Source organism: Curvibacter microcysteis, assembly GCF_028649455.1.
Classification (GTDB): Bacteria; Pseudomonadota; Gammaproteobacteria; order Burkholderiales; family Burkholderiaceae_C; genus Curvibacter; species Curvibacter microcysteis.
Genome location: NZ_JAQSIO010000004.1, coordinates 164,876 through 182,055, shown reverse-complemented (window position 1 = coordinate 182,055; position 17,180 = coordinate 164,876). Strand labels below are relative to the sequence as shown.

General features: G+C 68.8%; 10 protein-coding genes. 6 read left to right on the top strand and 4 right to left on the bottom strand.

Annotation, left to right across the window (positions count from 1 at the left end; all coding sequences use genetic code 11):
- Positions 1-108 precede the first annotated feature (108 nt).
- Complete coding sequence (locus PSQ39_RS12365) at positions 109-1,077, top strand: Bug family tripartite tricarboxylate transporter substrate binding protein (RefSeq protein ID WP_273927118.1); 969 nt, start codon at positions 109-111, stop codon at positions 1,075-1,077.
- On the opposite strand, the gene PSQ39_RS12360 is transcribed toward PSQ39_RS12365, so the two are convergent.
- Together PSQ39_RS12360 and PSQ39_RS12355 are read right to left on the bottom strand one after the other, a co-directional pair.
- Positions 1,049-3,763 carry a bifunctional diguanylate cyclase/phosphodiesterase gene (locus PSQ39_RS12360; protein WP_273927117.1) on the bottom strand — a complete coding sequence of 905 codons (2,715 nt, stop codon included), beginning with the start codon at positions 3,761-3,763 and terminating at the stop codon, positions 1,049-1,051. The two genes, PSQ39_RS12365 and PSQ39_RS12360, sit on opposite strands and share 29 nt — an antisense overlap.
- Before the next feature lie 29 nt (positions 3,764-3,792).
- A complete protein-coding gene (locus PSQ39_RS12355) occupies positions 3,793-4,473 on the bottom strand; it encodes an NUDIX domain-containing protein (protein WP_273927480.1) in 681 nt (226 codons plus the stop codon).
- Positions 4,474-4,541: 68 nt separating this feature from the next.
- Between PSQ39_RS12355 and PSQ39_RS12350 the strand changes: the two genes are divergently transcribed.
- The gene (locus tag PSQ39_RS12350; protein WP_273927116.1) at positions 4,542-4,826 is read left to right on the top strand and encodes a VF530 family protein; all 285 of its coding nucleotides are present in this window, start codon (positions 4,542-4,544) and stop codon (positions 4,824-4,826) included.
- A 30-nt stretch (positions 4,827-4,856) separates the two neighbouring features.
- On the opposite strand, the gene PSQ39_RS12345 is transcribed toward PSQ39_RS12350, so the two are convergent.
- On the bottom strand, positions 4,857-7,343 hold the full coding sequence (locus tag PSQ39_RS12345; protein ID WP_273927115.1) for a hypothetical protein: 2,487 nt from the start codon (positions 7,341-7,343) through the stop codon (positions 4,857-4,859).
- A 271-nt stretch (positions 7,344-7,614) separates the two neighbouring features.
- On the opposite strand from PSQ39_RS12345, the gene imuA reads away from it, so the two are divergent.
- The 4 genes from imuA to PSQ39_RS12325 all read left to right on the top strand — a co-directional run bounded on the left by imuA (position 7,615) and on the right by PSQ39_RS12325 (position 14,330).
- Positions 7,615-8,451 carry a translesion DNA synthesis-associated protein ImuA gene (gene imuA, locus PSQ39_RS12340; RefSeq protein ID WP_273927114.1) on the top strand — a complete coding sequence of 279 codons (837 nt, stop codon included), beginning with the start codon at positions 7,615-7,617 and terminating at the stop codon, positions 8,449-8,451.
- Positions 8,414-9,829, top strand: a complete 1,416-nt coding sequence (locus PSQ39_RS12335; protein ID WP_273927113.1) for a Y-family DNA polymerase — start codon at positions 8,414-8,416, stop codon at positions 9,827-9,829. The genes imuA and PSQ39_RS12335 overlap by 38 nt, the downstream gene beginning before the upstream one ends.
- Positions 9,826-13,023 (top strand): error-prone DNA polymerase, encoded by a 3,198-nt coding sequence (locus tag PSQ39_RS12330; protein WP_273927112.1) that lies wholly within the window; start codon positions 9,826-9,828, stop codon positions 13,021-13,023. The genes PSQ39_RS12335 and PSQ39_RS12330 overlap by 4 nt, the downstream gene beginning before the upstream one ends.
- A gap of 137 nt (positions 13,024-13,160) precedes the next feature.
- Positions 13,161-14,330 carry an alpha/beta fold hydrolase gene (locus PSQ39_RS12325; protein ID WP_273927111.1) on the top strand — a complete coding sequence of 390 codons (1,170 nt, stop codon included), beginning with the start codon at positions 13,161-13,163 and terminating at the stop codon, positions 14,328-14,330.
- Between the two features lie 138 nt (positions 14,331-14,468).
- Here PSQ39_RS12325 and rpoD read toward each other — a convergent pair whose 3' ends face one another.
- On the bottom strand, positions 14,469-16,817 hold the full coding sequence (gene rpoD, locus PSQ39_RS12320; RefSeq protein WP_273927110.1) for an RNA polymerase sigma factor RpoD: 2,349 nt from the start codon (positions 16,815-16,817) through the stop codon (positions 14,469-14,471).
- Between the last annotated feature and the right edge of the window lie 363 nt (positions 16,818-17,180).

Genomic DNA, 17,180 nt, shown 5'->3' with positions numbered 1-17,180 from the left:
CAGGCGCGCCCGCGCCGATCGCCTGACACCGGGCTGTGCCCGGTGGGGGGCGGCCTGCGCCCTGAATTTCACACCCACCCACCAGACCCTACAACGGAGACCTTTCCCATGTTGCGCAAATCCTTCCTGAGCACCCTCGCGGCCCTGGCATTGGCGGCCACCGCCCCCCTGGCCCTGGCCAACAACGACAAGCCCCTGGAGTGGGTGGTCGGCTACGCCGCCGGCGGCGGCTCTGACGTGGTGGCCCGCACCATCGCCGAGGCCATGGGCAGCAGCCTGGGCCGCAACCTCATCATCAACAACAAGCCCGGCGCAGGCACCAACATCGCCGCCGAGTACGTGGCCCGCTCCAAGGACTTCGGCAACCTGATCTTCTCGGCCGACTTCGCCACCCTGGCGGCCAATCCCTTCCTGTTCAGCAAGCTCAGCTACAACGCCGAAAAAGACTTTCAACCCGTGGGCCTGCTGGTGCGTTTTCCGATGTTCCTGGTGGTCTCCACCAAGGTGCCGGTCAGCAGCTACAAGGAGTTCGTGGCCTGGGCTCAGGCCCAGCCTGAGGGCGTGAACTGGGCCTCCGCCGGCCCGGGCAGCCCGCACCACCTGGTGGGCGAGCTCTTCCGCGAGCAAAGCGGCCTCAAGCTCACCCATGTGCCGTACCGGGGCGCCGCGCCCGCCATCCAGGACGTGATTGGTGGCCAGGTGCCCGCCATGTGGGTGGACAGCGCCACCGTGGCCCCGTTCCTGAATGCGGGCAAGGTCAAGGCCCTGGGCGTGGCCAGCCCGCAGCGCGTGGCCACCCAGCCCGAGGTGCCCACCCTCAATGAACAAGGCCTGAAGGGCTTTGAAGGCTATGCCTGGCAGGGCCTGGTGGTGCCCACCGGCACCTCGCCCGAGGTGGTGACGCAGCTGAGCAAGGCATTGCAAAGCGCGCTCAACGCCACGGGTGTGAAGGCCCGCTTGCAGGCCCTGGGCGTGGAGCCCCTGCCGGGCACGCCAGCTCAGATGGCCACGTTTGCCAAGGCCGAACGCGAAAAATGGGGCCGCGTCATCAAGCAAGTGGGTGTGAAGCTGGACTGAGCGGCTGGGTCGCCCCCTGGGCTTCCAGCCAAGCCCAGGCCGGGGTGGGCCGGGCGTACAGATAGCCTTGCAAGGCATCACAGCCGCTGCTGACCAGAAAGTCCACCTGGGCTTGGGTCTCCACCCCCTCGGCCACCACGCGCAGGCCCAGGTGCTTGGCCATGGACAGCACCATGCGCACGATGGCCGTGCCATTGGGGTCGTTGGGCGTGTCTTGCACAAAGCTGCGGTCGATCTTCAGCTCGTACAAGGGCAGCCGCTTCAGGTAGGCCAGGCTGGAATAGCCGGTGCCGAAGTCGTCGATGGAGAAGCGGATGCCCAGCTGAGCCAGGGCGTGCATGCGGGCCACGGTTTCTTGCAGGTCGTCGATCAGCAAGCCCTCGGTCACCTCAAACACCAGGCTGCTGGCCGGCGCCCCCGTTTGGGCCAGCAGGGCCTGCACGCGCTGCACAAAATCGGGCTGGCGGAATTGGCGCGGGCTGACGTTGACGGACAGCGGCGTGTTCAGGCCTTTGGCGCGCAAGCCCACCAGCAGGGCACAGGCCTGCTCCAGCACCCAGTCGCCCAGCGCCAGGATCAGACCGGTTTTCTCGGCCACCGGGATGAAGCGGTCCGGCGGCACCAGGCCGCGCTCGGGGTGCTGCCAGCGCAGCAGCAGCTCGGCGCCATCGAGTTGGCCCTGGGCATCGAACTGGGCTTGCAGGTGGATTTGCAGCTGCTGCTGGGGGATGGCCTGGGCCAGGTCGTTTTCCAGCGCCAGTCGGTCTTCGATGTCGGCCTGCATGCCCACTTCAAAGAAGGCGATGCGGTTGCGCCCGGCGGACTTGGCCCGGTACATGGCGGTGTCGGCTTCGCGCAGCAGGTCGGCCGGGGTTTGTTGGCCAAAGGGGAACAGGCTCAGGCCCAGGCTGCCGCTGTGGGCATAGGGCAGGCCGTCCAGTTCAAAGGGTTGGGCCAGCTGGGCGCGCACCTGCTCGGCCAGGTCCAGTGCGGCGTGGGCACCACGCGCCAGGTCTGCGCCCAGCGACGGGGCCAGGATCACGAACTCATCGCCGCCCAGCCGGGCCACGGACTGGCCTTCGCCCAGCAGCCGCCTGAGCACGCTGGCGGCGTGGCACAGCACGGCATCGCCCACCGCGTGACCGCGCGCGTCGTTGACGTCCTTGAAGTGGTCCAGGTCGATGAACATCAGCGCCCCCACGGCCTGCACGCGCTGCGCTTCGGCCAGGGCCAGGGAGAGCCGGTCCATCAGTTGGCGGCGGTTGGGCAGGCCGGTCAGGGGGTCGAAGTAGGCCAGCACATGGATGGCTTGTTCGGCCGCCTTGCGCGCGCTGATGTCCCGCAGGATGTTGGAGATGCCTTGCACCTGGCCGCTGTCGTCGTTCAGCGGTGAGATGCTCAGCTCCACGTCGATGCGCCGGCCATCGCGGTGCAGGCGCTGGGTTTCGATGCGTTCCACGCGCTCGCCTTGACGCACCCGGCTCAGGTAGCGTTCTTCATCGGCGGCCAGGTCGGCGGGCACGATCAGGCTTTGCAACTGCCCCAGGGCCTGGGCCTCGGTGAAGCCCAGCAGGCGGCTGGCGCCAGGGTTCCAGGACTGCAGGCGTCCGTCCAGGCTGTGGCTGATGATGGCGTCGTCCGAGGACTCCACGATGGCGGCCAGTCGGGTCTGGGCGCGGTGCGCCTGTTGCTGCTGGAGCTGCAGTTCCTGCTGGCGCCGCCGCGTGATGCGCTGCACCAGCAGCAGGCCGCCCAGCAGCAGGGCGAGCAAAAAGTACGAGGTGCGCGCCGAATGCCACCAGAGCCGGTACAGGTCCTGCATGGGCAGGGTGACGAACAAGGTGATGGGGTAATGGGTCAGCCGCCGGTAGACATTCAGGTTCTGGCTGCCGCCGATTTGGTTGCGCCCTTCCAGCTTGCCCCGTGTGGGAAAGTGCTGGGTTTGCAGGTGTTGGTACAGCGCGCCCCGGCGTGGCTCGGCGTAGACCATGCCCAGGGTCTGGTCGTCGGGCACCGGGTAGCGGCTGCGCAGGTAGCCGTCGTCGCCCAGCAGGCCGATGGCGGCGCGTTTCATGATCGGGGCGTCTTGCCAGAAGGTCTGCATCAACTCCACCGGCAGGTAGGCCGAGACGACGGCCTGCAAGCGGCCTTGCGGGTCGCGCACGGCATGGCGCAGCGGCAGCACCCAGCGGCCGCTGCGCAGGCCTTGAACCGGGCGGCCCAGCACGAAATCGCGGCCCAAGGTCATGCTGTCACGCGCTTCGGTGAAGCTGCTGGATGGCCCCTCGGTGGGCAGGGGGCCCGCAGCGGGGCCGCTGCTGGACACCAGGATGTGACCCTGGGGGTCGATCAGGCTGACGTCCACCAACTCCGGGTGGCGCACGCCGTAGCGGCGCACCTTGCCCAGGTCGTAGCGGTCGGCCCGGGGGGCGTTCTCTTGCAGTTCTTCGGCCAGCCCGTGCAGGCTGGTGTGCAGCAGGCCCAGGTAATGGTCGATGGATTTTTCGCCCAGCTCGGTCACGGTGTCCAGTTCGGCCACGGTGTTGTCGTACACCTGACGCCAGGTGTGCCAGGTGTAGAGGCTGGTGAAGGCCAGGATTAGCAGCACGATCACCCAGGCGGCTCGGCTGCTGGTGGCGGGGACCCGCTGTGGAGGGCGCTGGGCGGCGGCGGGTGGGCTGTGCATGGTCGGCGTGGGCGGGGCAGGGCGGGGACTCAGCCCACCGGGGCTGGTGGCTCGGCTGGTGCCGGGTGGGCCAGCGAGGGCAGGCGCTGAGCGCTCAGGCCCTCCAGGCCGACCAGGGCCGCATGCAGCAGCAGCATGATGGTTTTGCCGTCCTGGATGCGGCCGTCGTAGACGCTGGCCAGGGCCTCGCTCAAGGGCATTTCCAACACCTCGATGTCCTCGCCCTCGTCGGCCAGGCCGCCCCCAACGGGCAGGGGGCCGTCCTCGTATTCGGCGCAAAAGCAATGCAGCTTTTGGGTGACCGAGCCCGGGCTCATGTAGGCCTGGAACACGGCCTGCGGGCGCTGCACCCGCAGACCGACTTCTTCCTGGGCTTCGCGGCGCACGCAGTCGGCGGGGTCTTCGCCGTCGAGCAGGCCGGCGCAGGTCTCGATCAGCAGGCCGTCGGCGCAACCGGTCAGGAAGGCGGGCAGGCGGAACTGGCGCGTCAGCAGCACGGTGCCACGGCGGGGGTGGTAGAGCAGCACGGCGGCGCCGTCACCCAGGTGGTAGATCTCGCGCGTGGTGACCAGCAGGCGCTGGTCGCGTGCGCGCAATTCGAAGCGGGTCTTGCTCAGCCGGGTCCAGTCCTGGGCCAGTTCGGTGGTTTCCAGCAGGCGCACCGGGGCGTTTGCGGGGGCCGGGGTCAGCGGGGCTGGGGTGGAGGGCATGGCAGACAGCGACATGGGTGGGGGCGCCTCAGGGGCTCAGGGCTCGCAGGGTCAGGGAAAATAGCGGCATGCAAAACACGCCCCCGCCGCCTTCACAGGCCCGAAACCCGCTGCACGGCCTGACGCTGGAGCGCATTGTCACCGCCCTGGCCGACCATTTTGGTTGGGAGGAGCTGGGCCAGCGCATCCCGATCCGTTGCTTCACGTTCGAGCCCAGCGTGGCCTCCAGCCTGAAGTTCTTGCGCAAGACGCCCTGGGCGCGCGAGAAGGTGGAGAGCCTGTACCTGTTCATGCTGCGCGACATCCGGCGCCAAAACGGCGGCCAAGCCGCCCCCGGCGAGTCCACGGACTGAGGGGCGGCCCGCACGCGGCGGGCACCTCGCTCATTGGCAGACAAACTGGACACGGCTGCCCCCCGTGGTCTGGCTGCCCTGGCCGGTGTTGTTGGCCAGCGCACAGCTGCCCGTGGCCGGTTGGCTGCTGACGGTGTAGCTGTAGGTGGCGCCCACCGGCAGGTAGTAGTTCAGCGTGCCGCCCCGGCTGGTGACGGTGCGCGTGACGGTGTCGGTCAGGTCGGGCGACTGGCCTGTGGGGTAGCTGTAGGTCAGCGTGAAGTTCATGCTTTCGCCACTGGCCAGACCGGTGGTGCTGAGGGTGTGCGGGTACTGGTCAAAGCAGGCCATGCGCACGCTGACGCCCCCAGGCGGCATGGCCCCCGAGGCGGCATTGCAGCCATAAGGCAGCAGGGCCGGGAAGGGCGTGTAGACGCGGTAGGCCGTGCCCGTGGCCACCGGGGTGGGGAAGCTGAAGCCCGGGGCGGCGGCGCTCACCGCCACCGTGTCGGTGCCGGTGGTGGAGGTCAGGGTCAGTGCCCCGGTCAGGCCCACGGCCGTGCCGCTCAGGGTGAAGGTGTTCTGGCCACAGCTGATCGCCACCGAGGTGATGGCCTTGCCCCCCACCGTGCCGCTGCCGTTGCCCACGGTGCAGTACTGCAGGGTGGGCTGGGTCTGCACCGTCACGTTGTAAGGCGTGCCGTTGGCCAGGGCGCTCGGGAAGGTGAAGTTGTTCAGCGGCGGGCTCAGGCTCAGGGTCTGGCCGTTGCTGGCCAGCACCAGGCCGGTGCCCGTCAGGCCCGTGATGCTGCCGCCCAGGGTCGAGGCGCTGCTGCTGCAGGTCACGCCCACCGAGTTGACGGCGGCCGTCATGCTGCCGCTGCCATTGCTCACGCTGCAGGTCAGGCCCGTGGGTTGGCTGCTCACCTGCACGTTGTAGCTGCTGCCTGCGCTCACCAAGTCACTGAAGCTGAAGCTGCTGCTGTTGGCCGGCACGCTGAGGGTCTGGCCCGCCGCGCTGAGCACCAGGCCGGCGCTGCTCAGGCCGCTGATGTTGCCGCCCAGGCTGAAGCCGCCGGTTTGGCAGCTGACCTGCACGGAGTTGACGGCGGCCGCCCCCATGGTGCCGCTGCCATTGCTCACGCTGCAGTTGGCGCCCACGGGCTGGGCGCGCACGCTGACGCTGTAGTTCACGCCCACGGCCACGCCGGCCGGGAAAGTCCAGCTGGCCGCACCCGCCGGCACGCTGACGCTTTGGGCCGTGATGCCCAGCACCAGGCCGTTGCTGCTCAAGCCCGTGACGCTGCCGCCCAGGGGGTAGGTGTTGACCAGGCACAGCACCTTGACCGAGCTGACCGCGCTGGCGATGCTGCCGCCGCCGTTTTGCACGCTGCAGGTGGCGCCGCTGGGCTGGCTTTGCACCGTCACCCAGTAGCTGGCGCCCAGGGGCAGGGGGCTGGCAAAGCTGAAGCTGCTGGCGTTGGCTGGCACCGCCAGGGTCTGGCTGCCGTTGGCCAGCACCAGGCCGGCGCTGCTCAGACCGCTGACGCTGCCGCCCAGGCTGAAGGTGCTGGTGTTGCAGACCACGGCCACATCGGTCAGGGCGGCGTTGCCCATCACACCGCTGCCGTTGTTGACAGCGCAGGTCAGGCCGCTGGGCTGGCTGGCCACGCTGATGTTGTAGGCGCTGCCGGGGGCGATCTTGCGCACGAAGCTGAAGCTGCTGGCGCCGCCTGCGATGCTCAGGGTCTCGCTGCCGTTGAGCAGGCTCAGGCCGGTGGCACTGCCCAGGCCGTTGACGCTGCCGCCCAGGCTGTAGCGGGTGCCGATCACGGTGGCGGTGGTGGCGCTGTTGCTGATGGCCAGGCCATTGAGCAGCTGGTCATGGCCGGTGTTGCTGTTGGTCAGCAAGGTGCTCACCGGGTCAAAGTTGCTGGCGCTCAGGCCGGCGGCGCTGAGTTGGGTGCTCAATTGGCTGTTCAAGGCTGTCTTGGCGGTGGCCAGGGCGGCGCTGTTGGCGGCCAGCAGGGCCGGGGTGAGTTGGGCCGAGCCGGTCTTGCCGGCGGCGCTGGCCACGTCGGAGGCCAGCTTGTCGGTCAGGCCGGTCAGGTTGAGCAGCACAAAGCCGCGCGCCACCGGTGTGCTCAGCGAGGGCGCCCACCAGCGCGAGCCATCGGGCTTGGTGACCACGCCCAGCAGCGGGGGCACAAAGCCGTCGATGCGGGCGCGGTAAATGCCTTGGCTGTCGGTGCGGGTGCTCACGCTGCGGCCTGCGTTGTCGATCACCGTGACCGCTGCATTGGCCAGCACGGCGCCGTCTGCGGCCGTGCCGTTGATGCCTGCGGCACTGGCCAGGCCGCCGTCAAAGCTGCTGGGCTGGGCGATGCCGTAGCTGTCCACCATGGCCGTGCTGACGGTGTTGCTGCTGCTGCTGCTGCTGCTGCTGCTGCCGCCTCCGCCACCACCGCCGCAGGACGCCAGCAGCACGCTGCTGCACAAGGCGAGGGCCAGACTCAATTTTCGGGTCGAATTTTTCATGGGCATATGGGTTGGCTGGCGCGCCCAGCCGGTGGCTGGGGGTCATCGCCGGGGGCGAGACCGACCTTCTGAGGGTCAAGACGGGATGAACGGTTTGTAACACGGTCACCCGGGGGATTCCAGCGACTCGCCTGATTTGCGCGTGGTGGGCGTCACAGATTCTCCGGGTCAGCGCAGGGCTTGGGCTGTACAAGCGGTCGGAGTCGCTTCAAAATACTGTATAAATAAACAGTTTTCTAGAGATCCCAACGCCCCTCGCCCGGAACCGCCCGTGTCCAGTTCTTCGTCCTCTTCCTCCCACCGCTTGCTGCAAAGCATCCCGGCCCTGTGGCGCGCCAGCGAGCTGGGCGGGCCGCAGGCGCCGGTGTTCAGCACGGGCTTTGCCGCGCTGGATGCCGAGCTGCCGGGGGGCGGTTGGCCGGCCGGGCAGCTGACCGAGCTGTTGCAGCCCGAGGCCGGCTGGCGTGAATGGCGTTTGCTGGCCCCGGCCTTGGCGCCGTTGTCACAGCAAGGCACGGTGTTGCTGGTGGGGCCGCCCTGGGTCCCTTATTTGCCCGCCCTGGCCAGCCAGGGTTTGCGCGTGTCAGCCCTGCGTTGGGTGCAGGCCCAGACCCCGGCCGAGCGCCTGTGGGCGGCCGAGCAGGCCTTGCGCTGCCGCGACCTGGCGGCCTTGCTGGTCTGGCTGCCCCAGTGCCAGGCCAGCAGCCTGCGCCGCCTGCACCTGGCCGCCCAGGCCGGGGCCCAGCCCCAGCCGCCCGCGCTGTGGGCGCTGCGCCCCTGGAACGCCCAGCACCAGTCTTCGCCCGCGCCCTTGCGCCTGGGCCTGAGTGCGGGCGCCGCCGATGGCTTGAGCGTGAGCGTGTTCAAGCGCCGCGGGCAGTTGCTGACCCAGCCCTTGTGCTTGGCCGCGGCCCGGCCACCGGCCCTGCGCCCGGCGGTGGGGAGGCCAGGTCTGCCGACCCCCCCTGTCACGCCCGTGGCACCAGGCTTGGGCCGGGTCTTGTCCTCGCCTGGGCGGACCCCTGCCTTGGGGCGTTCTGCGCCAGGGCTCACCTTGAATCGAGTCGCCCATGTGGTGGATCGCGCTCTTGCCCGCCCCCCAGCCTGAGGCCGTGCCGCTGGCTGCCGAGCGGCTGGCGCCCCACGCAGGGGCGGCGCCCGGCGAGTCCGTGCTCAGCGCCGAGCAGGCCCAGCGCCGCCGCGTCTGGTGGGCCTTGCGTTACACCCCGCGCGTGGCCTGCGTGGACGGGGCCGTGCTGATGGAGCTGCAGGCCAGCCTGCGCCTGTTTGGCGGCGACCGCGCCTTGCTGCGCCGGGTCCTGGGCGAGTTGCAGGCCTTGGGGGTGGACCGCCTGGGCCTGGCCCCCACTGGGCGCGCGGCGCTGGCGCTGGCGCGCTCCCTGCCGGTGGGCAGCCGGCGCGCACGCCGTTGCCGCACAGACACCTTGGCGGCCACCCTGGACCCCTTGCCCCTGGACTGCCTCAGCGAGGCGGGCGCCCAGGCGGCCCTGCTGTCGCGCCTGGGTTGCCGCAGCCTGGGCCAGTTGCGGGCCCTGCCCCGGGGCGGAGTGGCGCGGCGCTTTGGCGCCAGTTTGCTGCGCGCACTGGACCAAGCCTATGGCCAGCAAAGTGAGTTGTTCGCCTGGGAAAGCCTGCCTGAGCAGTTCGAGCCCAGCTGCCAGTTGCCCGAGCCCGAAGCCCACAGCGCCGCCCTGGGGCCTCCGCTGCAGGGCTTGCTGCAGCAGCTGCAGGACTGGCTGGCCGTACGCCAGGCCGGTGCCACCGGCGTGTGCCTGAGTTGGCAGCACGACCCGCGCCGGGGTTGCGCCCCCCGGGGCGAGTTGAGCGTGCACAGCGCCCAGCCCAGCCGCGACGGCGCCCACTGGCTGCGCTTGCTGAGCGAGCACCTGGCCCGTGTGGCCTGGGAGGCGCCGGTGCAGGCCTTGTCGCTGCGGGCCCTGGGCGTGCAGGCCTGGTCACCCGACACCCACAGCCTGCTGCCGCAAGACCAGCACGCGGGCGAACCCTTGGCCCAGTGCCTGGAGCGACTGGCCGCCCGCTTGGGCCCGCAGCGCGTGCTGCAAGGCGCCTTGCAGGCGGATCACCGGCCTCAGCACCGGCAGCGCTGGTGGCCCGCGGCCACGCCCCTGCCGGCCGCTCGGCCCCCGACCCCCAGTGCTGAACTCGGCCAGGCGCTGGGCTGGGGCCAGCCGGCCTGGCTGCTGCCCCAACCCCAGGCCTTGCGCTGCGTGGGCGAGCGCCCGCACTACCACGGCGCCCTGGCCTTGTTGGCTGGGCCCGAGCGCATCGAAACCGGCTGGTGGGACGCCAGCGCCACGGCCGACGCCGACCTCACCTTGCGCGACTACTTCATCGCGCGCAGTGCTCAGGCCGGCCTGCTGTGGGTGTTTCGCGTGCGAACCGGCACGGGCACGGCGGCGGAGCCCAGCGCCGCGCGTTGGTTCCTGCATGGGGTGTTTGGATGAGGCCGGCGCTGCCCCTGGGCCTGCCTGCTTATGCCGAGCTGCAGGCCTGTTCCAACTTCAGCTTTTTACGCGGCGCCTCCACCCCGGCCGAGCTGGTGGACCGTGCCCAGGCCCTGGGCTACAGCGCCCTGGCCGTGACCGACGAGTGCTCGCTGGCTGGCGTGGTGCAAGCCCATGCCCAGGCCCGCCAGTGCGGCCTGCCCTTGCTGATCGGGGCCCAGTTCCGCATGGCGGCCGAGACCCTGGCCGGGGCGGCGGCGGCCGGCGAGGTGGGGGCAGGCAGCCTGGTGCTGCTGGCCCAGCACCGGCGCGGCTATGCCCAGCTGTGCAGCTTCATCACCCGGGTGCGCGCCGGCCACCCCAAGGGCGTTTACCAGCTGGCCTGGGCCGACTTGCTGGCCGACCCCAGCCGGCTCGACGGCTGCCTGGCCTTGTGGAACCCCCTGCGCGCGGGCGCCCCCGATCTGGCATCCCTGACCCGGGCCGCCCAGTGCCTGGACCAGGCCTTTGCCCAGCGCGCCTGGCTGGCCGTCACCCAGACCCTGCACATGGACGATGCGCGCTGGCTGGACGCCTTGCGTCAGGCCGCAGCCCAAGCCGGTCTGCCCCTGGTGGCCTGTGGTGATGTGCTGATGCACCGGCGTTCGCGCAAGCCTTTGCAGGACGTGCTGACCAGCATCCGCCTGCGCCGGCCGGTGGCCGACTGCGGCCTGGCCCTGCAGCCCAATGCCGAGGCCCACCTGCGCTCACGCGCCCGCCTGGCGCGCCTGCTGCCGGCCGAGCTGCTCGAAGAAAGCGTGCGCGTCGCGCAGCGCTGCCGCTTCAGCCTGGACGAGCTGCGTTACGAATACCCGCAAGAGGTGGTGCCCGCGGGGCTGAGCCCCACAGCCTACCTGCGCCAGTGCGTGGCCGAAGGCGAGCGGCGGCGCTACCCCGAGGGCACGCCCGAAGGGGTGCAGCGCCAGTTGGCGCACGAACTGGCGCTGATCGCCGAGCTGCAGTTCGAGAAGTATTTTTTGACCGTCTACGACGTGGTGTGGTTTGCGCGTCGCCGCCACATCCTGTGCCAAGGCCGGGGCTCGGCCGCCAATTCAGCGGTCTGCTACTGCCTGGGCATCACCGAGGTCGACCCGGCGCGCAGCAGCCTGCTGTTTGAGCGCTTCATCAGCCGAGCGCGCCGCGAGCCACCCGACATCGACGTGGACTTCGAGCACCAGCGCCGCGAGGAGGTGATCCAGTACCTCTACACCCGGTACGGCCGCGCCCGCGCCGCCCTGGTGGCGGTGGTCATCCGCTACCGGCTGCGCAGCGCCATCCGCGATGTCGGTTTTGCCCTGGGCCTGGCCCCGGCCGCGGTGGAGGCCGCCGCCACCCACCCGCATTGGTGGGCCGAGCCCGACACCCTGGGCCAGCGCTTGAGCGACTTGGGCTGGCCCGAGGCCGCGCCCCGCCTGTTGTTGTGGCGCGAGTTGGTCGGGCAGTTGCTGGGTTTTCCGCGTCACCTGTCGCAGCACCCGGGCGGCTTTGTGCTGACCGGCGACCGGCTCGACGCCACCGTCCCCGTGGTGCATGCCAGCATGGAAGGCCGCACCTGCATTGAATGGGACAAGGACGACATCGACGCCGTCGGCCTGCTCAAGGTCGATGTGCTGGCCCTGGGCATGTTGAGCGCTTTGCAACGCGCTTTCATGCTGATCGGCCAGTGGCGCGGCCGGCCGATGGCGCTCAGCGAGATCCCCGAAGGCGATGACCCCACCTACGACATGCTGTGCCGCGCCGACACCGTGGGCGTGTTCCAGGTCGAGTCGCGGGCCCAGCAAAGCATGTTGCCGCGCCTGCGCCCACGCTGCTTTTACGACCTGGTGGTGCAGGTCGCCATCGTGCGGCCTGGGCCCATCCAGGGCGGCATGGTCCACCCCTACCTGCGCCGCCGCCAGCGCCAGGAGGTGGCCGACTGCCCACCCGGCCTGGAGGCCGCGCTGGGCCGCACCCTGGGCGTGCCGATCTTCCAGGAGCAGGTGATGCAGATCGCCATGGACGCGGCCGGCTTCAGCGCCGACGAGGCCGACCAACTGCGCCGTGGCATGGCAGCCTGGAAGCGCAAGGGGGGCTTGCAGCATTTTCAGGACCGGCTGCTGCAAGGCATGAGCGCACGCGGCTACACGGCCGAGTTCGCGGCGGGCATTTTTCGCCAGATGGAGGGCTTTGGCGAGTACGGCTTTCCGGAGAGCCACGCCGCCAGCTTTGCCTTGCTGGCCTATGCCAGTGCCTGGGTCAAGCAGCACCACCCGGCCTGTTTTTTGGCCGCTTTGCTGAACTCGCAACCGATGGGCTTTTATGGTCCGGCTCAGTTGGTGCAGGACGCGCAGCGCCACGGTGTGACGGTGCGGCCCGTCGACGTGCTGCACAGCGACTGGCTGAGCACGCTCGAGCCCCTGGACCTGGCCGCACCCCCAGGGCCCGCGCCACTGGGCCCACCCGCCGTGCGCCTGGGGCTGCACCGGGTCAAGGGCCTGGGCGAAGAGGTGGCACGGCGCATCGTGCGCCTGCGCCGTCAGGGCCGACCGTTGACCGTGCAGGGCCTGGCTTTGGGCGCGGCCCTGGACGCCGGGGACCTGGCCGCCCTGGCCAGCGCCGACGCCCTGGCCAGCCTGGCGGGCCACCGCCGTCAGCAGGTCTGGGAGGGCAGCGCCTTGCAGCGCGCCCCGGCCTTGTTGCGCGAGGCCCCGGTGCACGAGGCCGAATGGACCTTGCCCGCGCCCGGCGAGGCCGAGGACGTGTTGTTTGACTATGCCGCCACCGGCCTGAGCCTGCGCCGCCACCCCTTGGCCTTGCTGCGCCCGCGGCTGGACCGCCAGCGCCTGTTCACCGCCGCCCAGTTGCAAGGCGTGCGCAGCGGCCACCTCGTGCAGGCCTGCGGCCTGGTCACCGTGCGCCAGCGCCCCGGCACGGCCAAGGGTACGGTGTTTGTCACGCTGGAGGACGAGACCGGCTGCATCAACGTGATCGTCTGGCCCCGGGTGGCCGAGCAGCAGCGCGCGGCCTTGTTGGAATCCACCCTGCTGGCGGTGGACGGCCAGTGGCAGCGCGAGGGTGAGGTCGGCCACCTGATCGCGCGCCGCCTGAAAAACCTGAGCCCGCTGCTGCACGCCGAGCTGGGCGCCTTGGCGCCGCGCAGCCGCAACTTCCACTGAGGGCCCGGCGTCGCTGCGGGTATGTGCCCATCGGGATTACCCTGGGCTGGGCGGGCGGGGGCGCGCTCGGGGTGTAAATTTTGTGGCTCTGGTGAACCCGCGCCGACGCGCGGGGCGCCCTCCTTGGAGACCTCCCCATGTTGCTTTCATCGGCCGCGCCCGCGCGGCCTTCCGTGTTTCGCCTGTTCCAACTGCTGCCGACCATGGCCCTGACCCTCGCCGCCACCCTGGCCAGCGTCCCCGACGCTTTGGCCCAGACCCCAACCCAGACCCAGACGCCTGCCCAGGCCCAGGCACCTGCCCAGGCCCAGGCGCCTGCAGCCCAGCACGGCCAGGCCGTGCTGCGCGACTTCCGCTTCCACACCGGTGAGGTGCTGCCCGAGCTGCGCCTGCACTACACCACGCTGGGTTCGCCCGACAAGCCGGCCGTGCTGATCCTGCACGGCACCAATGGCTCGGGGGCGGCGCTGCTGAACCCGGCCTTTGGCGGCGAGCTGTTCGGCCCCGGCCAGCCGCTGGACGCCAGCCGCTACTTCATCATCCTGCCCGACGGCATTGGCACGGGCCAGTCCTCGCGCCCCTCCGAGGGCTTGCGCACGCGCTTCCCGCGCTACAACTACGAGGACATGGTGCGTGCCCAGCACCAGTTGTTGACGCAACACCTGGGCGTGCGCCACCTGCGCATGGTGTTGGGCTACTCGATGGGCGGCATGCACACCTGGTTGTGGGCCCAGCAGTACCCCGACTTCATGGACATCGCCGTGCCCATGGCCTCATTGCCCGTGCCCATGTCCGGGCGCAACTGGATGCTGCGCCGCCTGGTCATCGACTCCATCCGCAATGATCCGGCCTGGCAAGGCGGCCAGTACACCCAGCAGCCGCCCAGCCTGGCCTTTGCTTCGGTCTACTTCAACCTGGCCACCAATGGGGGCAACCAGGGCCTGTACCAACTCGCGCCCACGCGCGAGAAGGCTGACCAGTTGCTCAACCAGCGCTTGCAAGCGCCGTTCAGGGGCGACGCCAACGACCACCTCTACCAGTGGGAGGCTTCGGGCGACTTTGACCCGTCGCCCGGCCTGGAGCGCATCCGCGCCCGCCTGCTGGCCATCAACTCGGCCGACGACGAGCGCAACCCGCCCGAGTTGGGCTTGATGGAGCGTGAGCTGCGCCGCATCCCCCACGGCCAGCTGCTGCTGGTGCCTGGCGGTCCCGACACCTCGGGCCACGGCACCCTGGCCCAGGCCCGGCGTTGGAAGGGCGCGGTCGAGGCCTTGCTCAAGACTGCACCGGTGGTGGGCGCACCCTGAGGAGCATGGCGTCCATTGGCGCCACACCCTTTTTCACGCTGAGCGCATGAAAAAAGCCCCTGCACCGTGAAGTGCAGGAGCTTTGGTTGGGGGCTGCTGAGAGGTTCAGCGCGCGCCAGGCCCGGCAGGGCCAGGGCTTTACAGCGAGTCGATGAAGCTGCGCAGCTTGTCGCTGCGACTCGGGTGCTTGAGCTTGCGCAAGGCCTTGGCTTCGATCTGGCGAATGCGCTCGCGGGTCACGTCGAACTGCTTGCCCACTTCTTCCAGCGTGTGGTCGGTGGACATTTCAATGCCGAAGCGCATGCGCAGCACCTTGGCTTCGCGCGGGGTCAGGCCATCGAGGATGTCCTTGACCACGTCGCGCAGGCCGGCCTGCATGGCGGCGTCGATCGGGGCGGTGTTGGAGCCGTCCTCGATGAAGTCGCCCAGGTGGCTGTCGTCGTCGTCACCGATGGGGGTTTCCATCGAGATCGGCTCCTTGGCAATCTTCATGATCTTGCGGATCTTGTCTTCCGGGATCTCCATCTTGGCCGCCAGGATGGACGCATCGGGCTCAAAACCAAACTCTTGCAAGTGCTGGCGGCTGATGCGGTTCATCTTGTTGATGGTTTCGATCATGTGCACCGGGATGCGGATGGTGCGGGCCTGGTCGGCGATCGAGCGCGTGATGGCCTGGCGAATCCACCAGGTGGCGTAGGTCGAGAACTTGTAGCCACGGCGGTATTCGAACTTGTCCACCGCCTTCATCAGGCCGATGTTGCCTTCCTGGATCAAGTCCAGGAATTGCAGGCCGCGGTTGGTGTACTTCTTCGCGATCGAGATCACCAGGCGCAGGTTGGCCTCGATCATTTCCTTCTTGGCATCGCGCGAGGCGGCTTCGCCTTCGTTCATGCGCTTGTTGATGTCCTTCAGGCCCGGCAGCGGCACGACCACGCGCGATTGCAGGTCCATCAGCTTTTGCTGCAGTTCCTGGATCGGCGGGATGTTGCGCGCCATCACGGTCGACCACGGCTTGCCGGCGGCAGCTTGCTTTTCGACCCACTTCAGGTTCAGCAGGTTGGGCGGGAACTCCTTGACGAAGGTTTCCTGCGGCATGCCGCACTTGTCGACGATGATGCGGCGCAGTTCGCGTTCCTTCTTGCGCACGTCGTCCACCTGGCTGCGCACCAGATCGCACAGCTTTTCGATGGTCTTGGCGGTGAAGCGGATGGTCATCAACTCGGCCGACAGTTGCTGCTGGGTCTTCATGTAGACCGCGCCGCCATAGCCTTCCTTGTCGTAGATCTTGTGCATCTTCTCGAACAGCTCGCGCAGCTTGTCGAAACGCGACAGGGCTTCACGCTTGAGTTCTTCGAGCTTCTTGGTCAGGGCCTTGGAGCCGCCCTTGCCGTCGTCGTCGTCGGCTTCGTCGAATTCGTCGAAGTCTTCTTCGGCCACATAGTCGTCGGCCTCGTTGGCGTTGGAGAAGCCGTCCACGATGGTGGAGATGACGATTTTGCCTTCGCGGATTTCCTCACCCATGTTGAGGATCTCGGCGATGGTGGCCGGCGAGGCCGAGATGGCCTCCATCATGGCCATCAAACCGCCTTCGATGCGCTTGGCGATTTCGATTTCGCCTTCGCGGGTCAGCAGCTCGACCGTGCCCATTTCGCGCATGTACATGCGGACCGGGTCGGTGGTGCGGCCGAATTCGCTGTCCACGGTGGACAGGGCGGCTTCGGCTTCTTCTTCGGCTTCCTCGACCGTGGCCGCCGTGGGCGTCACGTTGTTCTGGAACAGGGTTTCGGCGTCGGGCGTTTGCTCGTACACCGCCACGCCCATGTCGTTGAGCATGGTGACCACGACTTCCATGGTCTCGGCGTCGACCAGCTTGTCGGGCAAGTGGTCGGAGATTTCGACCTGGGTCAGGTAGCCGCGCGTCTTGCCCAGGGTGATCAGGGTCTTCAGGCGCGAGCGGCGCTTGGCCATGTCTTCTTCGGACAGGACGGTTTCGTCCAGGCCGAATTCCTTCATCAGCGCGCGCTCTTTGGCCTTGCTGATCTTCATGCGCAGGGGCTTGACCTTTTCGGTCGTGGCCGCAGGCGTGGCTTCGACTTCACCTTCGAGGTCGGCTTCGATGTCCGACAGGTCCAGGTCATCATCCCCACCGCTGTCTTTGGCCGCATCGGCCTTGGGCTTGCGGCCGCGCTTGGCGCCCGGGGCCTTGGGGGCCGCGTCTTTGTCAGCGGCAGCCTTGGGCGGACGGCCCGGCTTCTTCTTGACCGGGGCGTCTTCGCTGGCGGTCTTCTTCAGTTCTTCGGGGGTGGCTTCAGCTTTGGATTTCGATGCGGGCACTGTGGTGGCTTTCTTGGCAGACGGGGTCGTCGCTTTGGCTGATGGGCTCACGCTGGACGTGGCGGCGGCAGCTTTGGCAGCGGCTTTGGGGGCAGCCTTGGCGTCGGATTTGGCGCTTGACGGAGCAGACTTCGCGGACTTTTGAGCGGGCATGAAACAACCTCAGAATCAAAATGGGACACAAAGAAAACGCAAGCGCCATGGCTCCCGGCGCGGGTGGCTCAGCGAAGAGGGGCCCGAAGGCGACTTCGCTGTCGAGAAATCGGTGGCCTACCAGGGGTGAGGCCGCACGTTTCTCAGGGGCAAGATGTCTGGGCGAACATTTGGTGTGCAGTCCTTGCGGATGTTGGGCGCGTGCCCCGTTGGAGGGGTCGGTGCGGGCCCGGACCGGAGGTGCTGCTGTCGCTCTTGCCGATGTCAACCCTACATTATACCGAAAGCCTTGCTTTTCAAGGGCTGCTGTGCTTGGGCGCTGTTGTTTCTTGGTTTAGGGGTCCAGGTGAAGGTGGCCCCAGA

Excerpts from the sequence above, each read along its gene's own strand:
- PSQ39_RS12350 (WP_273927116.1), top strand. The coding sequence starts at position 4,542 with ATGCAAAACACGCCCCCGCCGCCTTCACAGGCCCGAAACCCGCTGCAC.
- PSQ39_RS12325 (WP_273927111.1), top strand. The coding sequence starts at position 13,161 with ATGTTGCTTTCATCGGCCGCGCCCGCGCGGCCTTCCGTGTTTCGCCTG.
- PSQ39_RS12335 (WP_273927113.1), top strand. The coding sequence starts at position 8,414 with ATGTGGTGGATCGCGCTCTTGCCCGCCCCCCAGCCTGAGGCCGTGCCG.
- PSQ39_RS12360 (WP_273927117.1), bottom strand. The coding sequence starts at position 3,763 with ATGCACAGCCCACCCGCCGCCGCCCAGCGCCCTCCACAGCGGGTCCCC.
- PSQ39_RS12330 (WP_273927112.1), top strand. The coding sequence starts at position 9,826 with ATGAGGCCGGCGCTGCCCCTGGGCCTGCCTGCTTATGCCGAGCTGCAG.
- rpoD (WP_273927110.1), bottom strand. The coding sequence starts at position 16,817 with ATGCCCGCTCAAAAGTCCGCGAAGTCTGCTCCGTCAAGCGCCAAATCC.
- PSQ39_RS12365 (WP_273927118.1), top strand. The coding sequence starts at position 109 with ATGTTGCGCAAATCCTTCCTGAGCACCCTCGCGGCCCTGGCATTGGCG.
- PSQ39_RS12345 (WP_273927115.1), bottom strand. The coding sequence starts at position 7,343 with ATGAAAAATTCGACCCGAAAATTGAGTCTGGCCCTCGCCTTGTGCAGC.
- PSQ39_RS12355 (WP_273927480.1), bottom strand. The coding sequence starts at position 4,473 with ATGCCCTCCACCCCAGCCCCGCTGACCCCGGCCCCCGCAAACGCCCCG.